The following is a 12,494-nucleotide window of genomic DNA, read 5'->3' as shown; positions in this document are numbered from 1 at the left end:
AACGCCCTAAGGTCTCGAAAGTCTTTTATTCATCAGCAGGGGCGCGAACCAGCTGACCAGTAGGGTCAGCAGGAAGACGCCGAATACTGCTAACGGCGCCAATGGCTTCACTCCTGCGAAGGTCAGTGCAAAAAGCACTGCCGTCAAAATCAATTTGCCTGCCTCGCCTGCGTAAAACGACTTGACGATGGCCTGCGCTGCCCTGGCCCCGCTATAGCGAAAAGCCTTCCAGGCGAAATACACATTGGGCAGCCAGCCAATCAGCCCTCCGCAGAGACCTGAATAACCGCTGACCGCTCCTTGCCACTGCCACAACACCAGAGTTGCCAGCAGAAACACGATACATTGAGCCAGCAGTACCGGAAAAACCGCCCAGCGATGGAAAGGCAAGCGGTTTGGCGTGCGGATTTCCATCACAACTGCTCCTCGAAAGTCGACCGTCAAGTCAGCAATGACTTGGCATAATTTGTGCCGACAAAATGCGCGCAGAGTATAGGGGTGGTTTAACCCCTATTCAACTATTCGGTAGTGATTTCCGACTGCGCGCTACAACAGGAAGTGTTTCAGCGAATGTGAGCCAGTACGCCTTGCAACTCATCAAGAGAGTTGTAACGAATTACAAGTTGGCCTTTGCCCTTGTTGCCATGACGTATCTGAACCGCCGAGCCCAGGCGCTCTGCCAGACGCTGTTCAAGGCGCGCGATATCCGGATCAGGTTTGCTCGGCTCGACCGGATCAGATTTGCCATTGAGCCATTGACGCACCAATGCCTCGGTCTGGCGCACGGTAAGGCCACGTGCGACAACATGCCGCGCCCCCTCTTCCTGGCGATTTTCTTCCAGCCCAAGCAATGCACGGGCATGGCCCATCTCCAAGTCGCCGTGGGCCAGCATGGTCTTGATCGCTTCGGGCAGTGAGATCAGGCGCAGCAGGTTGGCCACGGTAACCCGTGACTTGCCCACGGCATCAGCGACCTGTTGCTGGGTCAGCTCGAATTCCTGCTGCAGACGCTGAAGCGCCAGAGCTTCTTCCAGCGGGTTGAGATCCTCACGCTGGATGTTCTCGATCAGGGCCATCGCGATGGCGGCGTCGTCCGGCACTTCGCGGACCATGGCCGGAATGGTGTCCAGGCCAGCCTGCTGGGTGGCGCGCCAGCGGCGCTCACCGGCGATGATTTCGTAGCGGTTCTCACCGATCGGGCGGACCACGATCGGTTGCATCACGCCCTGGTTGCGAATCGAGTGCGCCAGTTCTTCGAGCGCTTCGGGGTCCATGTCGCGGCGTGGCTGATACTTGCCACGCTGGATCAGTTCGACCGGCAGGTGTTGCAGTTCCTTCTGGTCCACCTTCACAGCCTGCTCTTCGAGCGCGCCGACGGAAGGACCACTGAGCAGTGCATCCAACCCACGTCCGAGACCCCGTTTCTTAACGGCCATGCGGATTCCTTAAGTTGTCTGTGCAGTGCGTGATTGACGGCGTTGACGGCGCACCAGTTCCCCGGCCAGTGCCAGGTAGGCCAGTGCGCCACGCGATTGCTTGTCGTAGGCCAGGGCCGGCATGCCGAAACTCGGCGCCTCGGCCAGGCGAATGTTGCGAGGAATGACCGTGTCGTACAACTGGTCTCCGAAGTGCTCCTTGAGCTGGGCCGACACATCGTTGTTCAGGCTCAGGCGCGGGTCATACATGGTCCGCAGCAGACCTTCGATCTTCAGCTCCGGGTTCAGGCGGGCGGCGATGCGCTTGATGTTATCCACAAGGTCGCTGAGACCTTCGAGCGCGTAGTACTCGCACTGCATCGGAATGATCACGCCATCGGAGGCGACTAGGGCATTGAGGGTCAGCATCGACAGCGAGGGTGGGCAGTCGATGAGGATGAAATCGTAATTCTCGCGGATCGGCGCCAACGCGTTGCGCAGGCGGCTCTCCTTCATCTGCATTTCCAGCAGCACCACTTCAGCGGCCGTGAGGTCGCGGTTGGCCGGCAGCAGCTGGAAGCCGCCATGCTCGGAGTAGTGCATGGCCTGGGCCAAGTCGCATTCCCCGATCAGCAGGTCATAGACCGAATGCTCCAGGACGTGCTTGTCCACACCACTACCCATGGTGGCGTTGCCCTGTGGATCGAGGTCGATCAGCAGCACGCGACGTTTGGTCGCGGCCAGCGATGCGGCGAGATTGATACAGGTGGTGGTCTTGCCCACACCACCTTTCTGGTTCGCGATTGCGAATACCTTAGCCATTGTTGCGTGTGTTCCCAGTCATGCCTTGCGGCGCAGTATCAGCAGATGGCGCTGGCCCTGGCAACCCGGAACGGTCAGGGCCTGCTCGCTTTCCACTGTGAAGTCTGCGGGCAATGCTACCAGTTCATCGGCCGGATGCAGCCCCTTCATTGCAAGCCATTGCGTCCGGGCGTCGCCCAAGTGGCGTGTCCAGTTGGTGAAGTTCTCCATGCTGCTGAACGCACGAGAGATGATCCCGCAGAACGGCTGCGCCGGTTGGAACTCTTCCACCCGGCTGTGGATAACCTGCAGGTTGTCCAGCTTGAGCTCCATCTTCACCTGGGTAAGGAAGCGTGTCTTCTTGCCATTGCTGTCGAGAAGCGTCACTTGCTTGTGCGGATGCAGAATGGCCAACGGAATCCCCGGCATACCGCCGCCACTGCCGACATCCAGCCAACGCTGGGTGTCTTTGTGGATAAACGACATGACGCTCAGGCTGTCCAGCAAATGGCGCGACACCATCTCGTCTGGGTCGCGCACTGCGGTCAGGTTGTACGCTTTGTTCCACTTGATCAACAGGGCCAGGTAACCCAGCAGTTTTTCCTGCTGTTGCGGGCTCAGCTCGACACCGAGCTGGCGCGCGCCTGTGGACAACTCTTCTGCATGTTGCGGGGTGACCAGGGAACTCAAGCGCTTTGCTCCAATTCGCGGACTGCGCCGCGTTTTTTCAGATGAATCAGCAACAGGGAAATTGCGGCGGGCGTCACGCCCGGAATACGCGAAGCCTGCCCGAGGGTCTCTGGACGCGTCTGGCCGAGCTTGCTCTGGATTTCCTTAGACAGCCCGGAAATCGTGGTGTAGTCGATATCCACAGGCAGACGGGTATCTTCGCTGGCACGCAGGCGGGCGATTTCTTCCTGCTGACGGTCGATATAGCCGGCGTACTTGGTCTTGATCTCGACCTGTTCGGCCACCTGTGGATCGATTTGTTCCCCACCGGTCGCTTCGATCAATCCGGCATAGTCGATTTCAGGACGCGCCAGCAAGTTCAGCAAGTTGTACTCATGGCTCAGCGGTGTGGCGAACTTATCCACAACCGCCTGGCCTTCGGGCGTTCCCGGACGGATCCATGTGGACTTCAGCCGCTGTTCCTCCCGCTCGATGCCTTCACGCTTGGCGCAGAACGCCGTCCAGCGGGCGTCGTCGATCAGCCCGAGCTCGCGGCCCTTCTCTGTCAAGCGCAGATCGGCATTGTCCTCGCGCAGGATCAGCCGGTATTCGGCACGCGAAGTGAACATGCGGTATGGCTCTTGGGTACCGAGAGTAATCAGGTCGTCGACCAGTACACCGATGTAGGCCTCGTCGCGGCGCGGACACCAGCTGTCACGGCCCTGGGCGCGAAGCGCGGCGTTGGTGCCAGCCAGCAGACCTTGGGCCCCGGCCTCTTCGTAGCCGGTGGTGCCATTGATCTGCCCGGCGAAGAACAGCCCGCCAATGACCTTGGTCTCCAGGCTGTACTTGAGGTCGCGCGGGTCGAAATAGTCGTACTCGATGGCGTAGCCCGGGCGAACGATGTGGGCATTTTCCATGCCACGGATCGAGCGGACGATGTCCAGTTGCACATCGAACGGCAGCGAAGTGGAGATGCCGTTGGGGTATAGCTCGTGGGTGGTCAGGCCTTCCGGCTCGATGAACACCTGGTGGCTTTCCTTGTCGGCGAAGCGATGGATCTTGTCTTCGATCGATGGGCAGTACCGCGGTCCTACGCCTTCGATGACGCCCGAGTACATCGGTGAACGGTCGAGGTTCGAGGCGATGATCTCGTGGGTACGGGCATTGGTGTGGGTGATCCAGCAACTCACCTGGCGTGGGTGCATGTCGGCATTGCCCATGAACGACATGACTGGAATCGGTGTGTCACCGGGTTGCTCGGTCATCACCGAGAAGTCAACCGAACGCCCGTCGATACGGGGTGGGGTACCGGTTTTCAGACGACCGACGCGCAGCGGCAGTTCACGCAGGCGGTGGGCCAAGGCGATCGCGGGCGGATCGCCTGCACGACCGCCGGAATAGTTCTGCAGACCGATGTGGATAAGTCCACCGAGGAAGGTACCAGTAGTCAGAACCACCGAGTCGGCGAAAAAGCGTAGACCCATCTGGGTAATGACACCTTTGACCTGGTCCTGCTCGACGATCAGGTCATCACAGGACTGCTGGAATATCCACAGGTTCGGCTGGTTTTCCAGGATCTCGCGGACCACGGCCTTGTAGATAGCGCGGTCAGCCTGGGCACGGGTCGCACGAACGGCCGGGCCTTTGCGGTTGTTCAGGATACGAAACTGGATGCCGCTTTTGTCGGTGGCCAGCGCCATGGCGCCGCCGAGCGCATCGATTTCCTTGACCAGGTGACTCTTGCCAATGCCACCGATAGCCGGGTTGCAGCTCATGTGACCGAGGGTTTCCACGTTATGGGTCAGCAGCAGGGTTTTCACACCCATGCGTGCGGACGCAAGCGCAGCCTCGGTACCGGCATGGCCGCCGCCGATGACGATCACTTCAAAACGGGAAGGGAAATCCACCACGCACCTCGTGCCTGTTTTTGCGAATAGAGAAGGTAAGCGGACAAGTATAGGGACTTCACCCCCTTCAAAGGAACCTTCTGAGCAAAATTTGACCAGGCTGTGGATGAATGGCAGGTAAAAGAAAACAAAGAGGAAAAATTTAAAAAAGCTTTGTTTTTATGTTTATTCTTATGCACCTAGCCACCTGTGGATAAACTTATGCAGCCCAGTATCCATGCACTCTTGGTGGATTCAAAACCCTGTGTTTGAAGGGGCATGAGGGTTCTGGATAACAGCGTTTAACCTGTGGATTAAAGTGCCAATTACCCACAGGGCGGTTTGTCCTCAACAAAAATAGCTGGTTATCAACGGTGCTGAAGGCGACTTTTCCACAGAGCTTATCCGCTCTGCTTCGCATCTGTTGATGATTTTTTCCGCGATCGGGCTGCCCGCCGGGTCTTTCCACAGGCAAAAAAAAGCCGCTCCCGGTGGAGCGGCTCTGTGTAAAACCTCGGCGCGACGCTATTTGCCGATACAGAAGCTCGAGAAGATACGTCCCAGCAGGTCGTCGGAACTGAAGGCCCCGGTGATCTCGCCCAGTGCTTGCTGTGCCTGTCGCAGGTCTTCGGCCAGTAATTCTCCGGCGCCGGCCAAGGTCAGTTGAGCGCGACCATGCTCCAGATGCGACTCGGCTTGGCGCAGGGCTTCCAGATGACGCCGTCGGGCGCTGAAACTGCTTTCGGCAGTCTGCTCGTAGCCCATGCAAGCCTTGAGATGATCGCGTAACAACTCCAGCCCACCGTCTTCACCCTTGGCGCTGAGGGTGATGGTCACATGGCCATCTTCACACTGCTCCATGCCGACTGACTCACCACTGAGGTCGGCCTTGTTTCGTATCAGTGTGACCTTGGCTGGGTCTGGCCGCTTGTCGAGAAATTCTGGCCACAGGGCGAACGGATCGCTTGCTTCCGGCGCTGTGGAATCCACTACCAAGAGCACCCGATCCGCTTCATTGATGGCCTTCAGGGCACGTTCGACGCCGATCTTTTCCACATGATCGTCAGTGTCGCGCAGGCCAGCGGTGTCCACTACGTGCAGCGGCATGCCATCGATGTGGATATGTTCACGCAGGATATCCCGCGTGGTCCCGGCGATGTCCGTGACGATAGCGGCTTCCCGACCAGCCAGGCGATTGAGCAGGCTGGACTTGCCGGCATTCGGACGACCAGCGATGACGACGGTCATGCCGTCGCGCAGCAAAGCGCCCTGCCCGGCTTCACGCTGGACTGTGGACAACTCGCTGCGCACGTTATCGAGCATCGACAGTACATGGCCATCGGCTAGAAAATCGATCTCCTCTTCAGGGAAGTCGATCGCCGCCTCGACGTAGATGCGCAATGCGATCAACGCTTCGGTCAGATCGTGCACCCGCTTGGAGAAAGCGCCCTGCAGTGAGCGAAGGGCGTTTCGCGCTGCCTGGGTGGAGCTCGCCTCGATCAGGTCGGCGATCGCTTCAGCCTGGGCGAGGTCGAGTTTGTCGTTGAGAAACGCCCGTTCGCTGAATTCACCTGGGCGTGCAAGGCGGCAACCCAGCTGCAGACAGCGCTGCAGGAGCATGTCCATCACCACCGGACCACCATGGCCTTGCAGCTCCAGGACATCTTCGCCGGTAAATGAGTTCGGCCCCGCGAAGAACAAGGCGATGCCTTCATCCAACACCAGGCCATCGTTGTCACGGAACGGGCCATAGTGGGCATGGCGTGGCGTCAGGATTCGGCCGGTGATGGCCTGCCCTGCCTGGCTGGCCAGTGGACCGGACAACCTGACGATGCCAACGCCTCCGCGCCCCTGGGCGGTGGCAATGGCGGCGATGGTTTCACGCACAGTGTTCATGCTCGAAAACCTCTACGGAAAATACACAGATAGCAAAAACGCCCCACGAGGGGGCGTTTTTATTCACAGGCCGTCAGCCGTTGGTCAAGCAGCAGCTTTTTTGGTTGCGGCTTCGATGCTACGGGTGATGTACCACTGCTGTGCGATGGACAGGCAGTTGTTCACAACCCAGTACAGCACCAGACCGGCTGGGAACCACAGGAAGAAGAAGGTGAAGATGATCGGCATCAGCTTCATGACCTTCGCTTGCATCGGATCCGGCGGAGTCGGGTTCAGACGCTGCTGGATGAACATGGTGGCGCCCATGATGATCGGCAGGATGAAGAACGGATCCTTGATCGACAGGTCGGTAATCCACAGCATCCATGGGGCCTGGCGCATCTCGACACTTTCCAGCAGTACCCAATACAGCGCCAGGAACACCGGCATCTGGACCAGGATCGGCAAGCAGCCACCCAGTGGGTTGATCTTCTCTTTCTTGTACAGCTCCATCATCGCCTGGGACATCTTCTGGCGATCATCACCGAAGCGTTCCTTGAGCTGGGCCAGTTTCGGCGCAACGGCGCGCATACGCGCCATCGAGCGATAGCTGGCGGCGGAAAGTGGGAAGAACAGACCTTTGATGAGCATGGTCAGGACGATGATCGACCAGCCCCAGTTACCCAGCAGGCTGTGGATATGTTGCAGCAGCCAGAAGATCGGCTGGGCAATGAACCACAGGAAGCCATAGTCGACCGTCAGTTCCAGCCCTGGGGACAGTTCCTTGAGCTTGGACTGGATCTTGGGACCGGCATACAGCATTGCGCTGGTTTCAGCCTTGGCGCCAGCTGGGACGTTCAGAGCGGGACCGGTGTAACCGATGATGTAGTTGCCCTGGCTGTCCTTGCGGGTCTGGACGACGTTGTTGTCCGATTTATTCGGGATCCAGGCGGTCACGAAGTAGTGCTGCAGCCAGGCAACCCAGCCACCGGACACATTTTCTTTCAAACTGCCCTTGTCGATGTCCTTCATCGACACTTTCTTGTACGGCTCCGAAGCTGTCCACAGGGCTGCGCCCAGATAGGTGGCGGTGCCGGTAGCAGTGCTCGACGACGGATCGGAACTGGCGTCACGCTTGAGTTGGGCAAACAGGTTGCCGTTCCAGGCTTGGCCGCTCTGGTTATCGATCAGGTAGCTGACGGTCAGGTCGTACTCACCGCGCTTGAAGCTGAAGCGCTTGATGTAGTTGACGCCGTTTTCGCTGAACTTCAGGTCCACCACCAGTTGGTCCTGGCCATCAGCCAGCTGGTAGCTCTTGCTGTCGGAAGCGTACAGCGGGCGGCCGGTGGAACGGGCGTCCGGACCGTTGCTGCCCGTCAGGCCACTCTGGGCCAGGTAGACGCGCTCGCCACCGTTGTCGAACAGCTGGAACGGAATGTCCGGATGATCCTGGCGACGCGGGTACTTCGGCAGAGTCAACTGGACGATATCACCGCCGACCGGGTCGATAGCCAGGTCCAGGACATCAGTCTTGATCCGGATCAGGTCCTTGCTGACAGCGACAGGTGCCAGCTCCGCTGGGGTCGCTTCAGCATTGGTGCTCGGCACATCGGCGCTGGCGCCGTTATTGCCGGCCGGAACGGTGTCCGGCAGCGCCGGGGCAACATTGCTGGCAGCAGTATTCTGAGTCGGCAAGGCAGCCTGACCGTAGTCTTGGTTCCATTTCAGGACCATGACGTAGGACACGATTGCCAGGGCGACGATCAGGATCGTGCGTTTAATATCCATGATTACTCGGCTATCGAAGAAGTTCGGGAGGAAGGAGCGGGCGGAACGGGATCGAAACCACCGTCGTTCCACGGATGACAACGCCCCAGGCGACGAACGGCCAGCCACCCACCACGCAAGAGGCCATGGTTTTCAATGGCTTCATAAGCGTAACAGGAGCAACTGGGGTAGAAACGACAGTGACTGGCCATCAGTGGACTAATGGCATAACGGTAAAACTGGATCGGAACGAGTGCCAGTTTACGCATCGTGACTGTCTACCCCTGCGGAATCGGCATTAGCCGCTGGAGAGGGCCGACTGCGAACCAGTCGCTTCCAGAGCTTGCCAAAGTGTTGGTGCAATTCTGGGTTTTCAATCTCGCCCAATCCCTTGCGCGCGACGATCACGATGTCCAACCCGGCGAGCAGCTGCTGGTTCAGACGGAACGAATCGCGCATCAAGCGCTTGAGACGATTGCGTTGAACGGCGAGCTTGACGCTCTTCTTGCCGATCACCAAGCCGAGGCGTGGATGATCGAGGCCGTTCTCGCGAGCAAGGATCAGCAGGTTTTTCCCTGGAACCTTGCCGGTTGGGGAGTCGAAGACCGCTTTGAAGTGCCGGGGTGTAAGCAGTCGCTTATCCCGACTGAAGTCCTGACTCACCACCTGTGCCGAAAAATCAAATTGCCAGACGCTTACGGCCTTTGGCACGACGACGCGACAGAACAGCGCGGCCGTTCTTGGTAGCCATACGGGCACGGAAGCCGTGGGTGCGCGCGCGCTTGATGGTGCTTGGTTGGAAAGTACGTTTCATGGCGTGTTACCTGGGTTTGTCGACAACGGGCCGGAATGGCCCCCTTTTTAAGAGACCGGCGATTCTAGAGAAAGCAAGCCCATAGGTCAATTTCCAACCAGCTTTTGCCTATAGAAGGTACGGAGGGGTCGAAGGCCGTCAGGTGGCTTGATCCGGACGTGGGCGAGAGGACAACATGAAAAAAAAGAAGGACATATAAAAAGCTTTTCTGAAGAACTTATAGATCTTTAGTGGATAACGATCTGTGGATAACCTACCCCAGGCCTTTATCCGCGTGCGTTTCAGGAAATCATAACCTTGTCGGTAAGCGGTGCCTTCGCTGTGCTGATGACACGCACAACCTGTGGAGCGAACGGCTTGTTATCCACAGCTGAGTTATCAACAGGTCTGAGGGTGGGGTTGTGCATAGTGCTCAGGGCTGGTTATCCACAGAGCTTATTCACAGCGCAGGTAAGGCGTTTAGGAAGTTTTTTGGCCGATTTGTCCCTGTGCAAGTCGGTGTCACATGTGGATAACTGGTCTACCTCCCGGTACAATGGCGGTTTGTTTTTGCCTCATCCGGCTTTCAACTCAGGGGATATCCGTGTCAGTGGAACTTTGGCAGCAGTGCGTGGAGCTTCTGCGCGATGAACTGCCTGCCCAGCAATTCAACACCTGGATCCGTCCGCTACAGGTCGAAGCCGAAGGCGACGAGTTGCGCGTCTATGCGCCCAACCGTTTCGTTCTCGATTGGGTCAACGAAAAGTACCTGGGCCGTCTGCTCGAGCTGTTGGGCGAGCGTGGCAATGGCATTGCGCCTGCCCTTTCCTTATTAATAGGTAGCCGTCGCAGTTCCGCTCCGCGTGCTGCACCCAATGCGCCTGTCAGTGCCGCGGTCGCTGCGTCAATGGCCCAGCAGACCCAAGTCCAGCAAGCCGCACAGGTCGTGCAGCCGAGCGAGCCGGTCGTTGAACCTGCACTTGAGCTGGCACCTGCGCTCGAGATCGAAGAGCCGTCTTCGCGCGACAGTTTCGACGTGATGGGCGAGCCTGCTTCTGCGCCGGCCACCAGCACACGCACCGAGCAACGCACGGTCCAGGTCGAAGGCGCGCTCAAGCACACCAGCTACCTCAACCGTACCTTCACCTTCGAAACCTTCGTCGAGGGTAAGTCCAACCAATTGGCTCGCGCTGCGGCCTGGCAGGTGGCCGACAACCCTAAGCATGGTTACAACCCGCTGTTCCTTTATGGTGGTGTGGGCCTGGGTAAAACCCACCTCATGCACGCTGTGGGTAACCATCTGCTGAAAAAGAACCCGAATGCCAAGGTGGTGTACCTGCATTCCGAGCGTTTCGTCGCCGACATGGTCAAGGCGCTGCAGCTCAATGCAATCAACGAGTTCAAGCGCTTCTATCGCTCAGTCGACGCATTGCTGATCGACGATATCCAGTTCTTCGCCCGTAAGGAGCGTTCCCAGGAAGAGTTTTTCCACACCTTCAACGCCTTGCTCGAGGGCGGTCAGCAGGTGATTCTCACCAGTGACCGTTACCCGAAGGAAATCGAAGGCCTGGAGGAGCGCCTCAAATCGCGGTTCGGTTGGGGCCTGACGGTCGCCGTGGAGCCGCCGGAGCTCGAAACCCGCGTGGCGATTCTTATGAAGAAGGCCGACCAGGCGAAGGTCGAGCTGCCCCACGATGCAGCGTTCTTCATCGCCCAGCGCATACGCTCCAACGTGCGTGAGCTGGAAGGTGCTTTGAAACGGGTGATCGCCCACTCCCACTTCATGGGCCGGGATATCACCATCGAGCTGATTCGCGAGTCGCTCAAGGATCTGCTGGCTCTGCAAGACAAGCTTGTGAGTGTGGATAACATCCAGCGCACCGTGGCCGAGTACTACAAGATCAAGATCGCCGATCTGTTGTCCAAACGACGTTCGCGTTCGGTTGCACGCCCGCGTCAGGTTGCCATGGCGTTGTCCAAAGAACTGACCAACCACAGTTTGCCGGAGATCGGCGACATGTTTGGCGGTCGGGACCACACCACCGTGCTGCACGCCTGCCGCAAGATCAACGAACTGAAAGAATCCGATGCGGATATCCGCGAGGACTACAAGAACCTGCTGCGTACGCTGACGACCTGATGAACGTCGGTGCAGCTAATTGAAGGCAAGGGACTAGACCATGCATTTCACCATTCAACGCGAAGCCCTGTTGAAACCCCTGCAACTGGTCGCAGGCGTCGTCGAGCGCCGCCAGACCTTGCCGGTCCTGTCCAATGTGCTGTTGGTCGTGCAAGGCCAGCAACTGTCGTTGACCGGTACCGACCTGGAAGTCGAGCTGGTTGGCCGTGTGCAACTGGAAGAGCCGGCCGAGCCGGGCGAGATCACTGTCCCAGCGCGCAAGCTGATGGATATCTGCAAGAGCTTGCCGAGCGACGCTCTGATCGATATCAAGGTCGACGAGCAGAAGTTGCTGGTCAAGGCCGGGCGCAGCCGTTTTACCCTCTCGACGCTGCCGGCCAATGACTTCCCGACCGTCGAGGAAGGTCCTGGCTCGCTGACTTGCAACCTGGAACAGAGCAAGCTGCGTCGCTTGATCGAGCGCACCAGCTTCGCCATGGCTCAGCAGGACGTGCGTTACTACCTCAACGGCATGCTGTTGGAAGTGTCGACCGATACCCTCCGAGCGGTTGCCACTGACGGTCACCGTCTGGCGCTGTGCTCCATGCAAGCCGCCATTGGCCAGGCCGAACGCCACCAAGTCATCGTGCCACGCAAGGGTATTCTCGAGCTGGCGCGTCTGCTCACCGATCCGGAAGGCATGGTCAGCATCGTTCTAGGTCAGCACCATATTCGTGCGACCACCGGTGAGTTCACCTTTACTTCCAAGCTGGTAGACGGCAAGTTCCCGGACTATGAGCGTGTGCTGCCAAAAGGTGGTGACAAGCTGGTGATCGGCGATCGCCAGGCCCTGCGAGAAGCCTTCAGCCGTACTGCCATCCTTTCCAACGAGAAATACCGTGGCATTCGTCTGCAACTGGCTTCGGGCCAATTGAAGATCCAGGCGAATAACCCGGAGCAGGAAGAGGCTGAGGAAGAAATCAGCGTCGATTACAACGGCAGCTCGCTTGAGATCGGGTTCAACGTCAGCTATCTGCTCGACGTGTTGGGCGTGATGACCACGGAGCAGGTTCGCCTGATTCTGTCCGACTCCAATAGCAGCGCCCTGCTTCAGGAAGCCGGCAACGATGACTCTTCTTACGTCGTCATGCCGATGCGTCTGTAAC

The 12,494-nt window shown here is 58.5% G+C and carries 12 protein-coding genes; 2 read left to right on the top strand and 10 right to left on the bottom strand.

Annotated features, from left to right (window positions below):
* Positions 1-6: 6 nt before the first annotated feature.
* The 10 genes from BLS27_RS08475 to rpmH form a co-directional block, all read right to left on the bottom strand.
* On the bottom strand, positions 7-414 hold the full coding sequence (locus tag BLS27_RS08475; RefSeq protein WP_043214193.1) for a F0F1 ATP synthase subunit I: 408 nt from the start codon (positions 412-414) through the stop codon (positions 7-9).
* A gap of 149 nt (positions 415-563) precedes the next feature.
* A complete protein-coding gene (locus BLS27_RS08470) occupies positions 564-1,436 on the bottom strand; it encodes a ParB/RepB/Spo0J family partition protein (RefSeq protein ID WP_043214196.1) in 873 nt (290 codons plus the stop codon).
* 9 nt (positions 1,437-1,445) lie between these two features.
* On the bottom strand, positions 1,446-2,237 hold the full coding sequence (locus BLS27_RS08465; RefSeq protein WP_043214197.1) for a ParA family protein: 792 nt from the start codon (positions 2,235-2,237) through the stop codon (positions 1,446-1,448).
* Positions 2,238-2,255: 18 nt separating this feature from the next.
* Complete coding sequence (rsmG, locus tag BLS27_RS08460) at positions 2,256-2,906, bottom strand: 16S rRNA (guanine(527)-N(7))-methyltransferase RsmG (protein ID WP_043214199.1); 651 nt, start codon at positions 2,904-2,906, stop codon at positions 2,256-2,258.
* Positions 2,903-4,795 (bottom strand): tRNA uridine-5-carboxymethylaminomethyl(34) synthesis enzyme MnmG, encoded by a 1,893-nt coding sequence (mnmG, locus tag BLS27_RS08455; RefSeq protein ID WP_090344138.1) that lies wholly within the window; start codon positions 4,793-4,795, stop codon positions 2,903-2,905. Before mnmG ends, rsmG begins: the two co-directional genes overlap by 4 nt.
* A gap of 504 nt (positions 4,796-5,299) precedes the next feature.
* Entirely contained in the window at positions 5,300-6,670 is a 1,371-nt protein-coding gene (gene mnmE, locus BLS27_RS08450; protein WP_090344136.1) for a tRNA uridine-5-carboxymethylaminomethyl(34) synthesis GTPase MnmE, read from the bottom strand.
* Positions 6,671-6,754: 84 nt separating this feature from the next.
* Entirely contained in the window at positions 6,755-8,437 is a 1,683-nt protein-coding gene (yidC, locus tag BLS27_RS08445) for a membrane protein insertase YidC (protein ID WP_043214205.1), read from the bottom strand.
* 2 nt (positions 8,438-8,439) lie between these two features.
* A complete protein-coding gene (gene yidD, locus BLS27_RS08440; RefSeq protein WP_011536514.1) occupies positions 8,440-8,685 on the bottom strand; it encodes a membrane protein insertion efficiency factor YidD in 246 nt (81 codons plus the stop codon).
* Complete coding sequence (gene rnpA / locus BLS27_RS08435) at positions 8,678-9,082, bottom strand: ribonuclease P protein component (RefSeq protein ID WP_070574400.1); 405 nt, start codon at positions 9,080-9,082, stop codon at positions 8,678-8,680. Before rnpA ends, yidD begins: the two co-directional genes overlap by 8 nt.
* 13 nt (positions 9,083-9,095) lie before the next feature.
* Complete coding sequence (gene rpmH, locus BLS27_RS08430) at positions 9,096-9,230, bottom strand: 50S ribosomal protein L34 (RefSeq protein WP_003253163.1); 135 nt, start codon at positions 9,228-9,230, stop codon at positions 9,096-9,098.
* A gap of 583 nt (positions 9,231-9,813) precedes the next feature.
* On the opposite strand from rpmH, the gene dnaA reads away from it, so the two are divergent.
* Both dnaA and dnaN read left to right on the top strand, forming a co-directional pair.
* Positions 9,814-11,349, top strand: coding sequence for a chromosomal replication initiator protein DnaA (gene dnaA / locus BLS27_RS08425; protein WP_043214207.1), 1,536 nt, complete (start codon positions 9,814-9,816; stop codon positions 11,347-11,349).
* 40 nt (positions 11,350-11,389) lie between these two features.
* Positions 11,390-12,493 (top strand): DNA polymerase III subunit beta, encoded by a 1,104-nt coding sequence (dnaN, locus tag BLS27_RS08420; protein WP_043214209.1) that lies wholly within the window; start codon positions 11,390-11,392, stop codon positions 12,491-12,493.
* Position 12,494: the final 1 nt, after the last annotated feature.

The organism is Pseudomonas guariconensis (genome assembly GCF_900102675.1).
Lineage (GTDB): Bacteria > Pseudomonadota > Gammaproteobacteria > Pseudomonadales > Pseudomonadaceae > Aquipseudomonas > Aquipseudomonas guariconensis.
This window is presented reverse-complemented; position numbering and strand designations above follow the sequence as displayed.

Coding starts and splice junctions, on each gene's coding strand:
- BLS27_RS08475 (WP_043214193.1), bottom strand. CDS start 414: ATGGAAATCCGCACGCCAAACCGCTTGCCTTTCCATCGCTGGGCGGTT.
- BLS27_RS08470 (WP_043214196.1), bottom strand. CDS start 1,436: ATGGCCGTTAAGAAACGGGGTCTCGGACGTGGGTTGGATGCACTGCTC.
- BLS27_RS08465 (WP_043214197.1), bottom strand. CDS start 2,237: ATGGCTAAGGTATTCGCAATCGCGAACCAGAAAGGTGGTGTGGGCAAG.
- mnmE (WP_090344136.1), bottom strand. CDS start 6,670: ATGAACACTGTGCGTGAAACCATCGCCGCCATTGCCACCGCCCAGGGG.
- yidC (WP_043214205.1), bottom strand. CDS start 8,437: ATGGATATTAAACGCACGATCCTGATCGTCGCCCTGGCAATCGTGTCC.
- yidD (WP_011536514.1), bottom strand. CDS start 8,685: ATGCGTAAACTGGCACTCGTTCCGATCCAGTTTTACCGTTATGCCATT.
- rpmH (WP_003253163.1), bottom strand. CDS start 9,230: ATGAAACGTACTTTCCAACCAAGCACCATCAAGCGCGCGCGCACCCAC.
- dnaN (WP_043214209.1), top strand. CDS start 11,390: ATGCATTTCACCATTCAACGCGAAGCCCTGTTGAAACCCCTGCAACTG.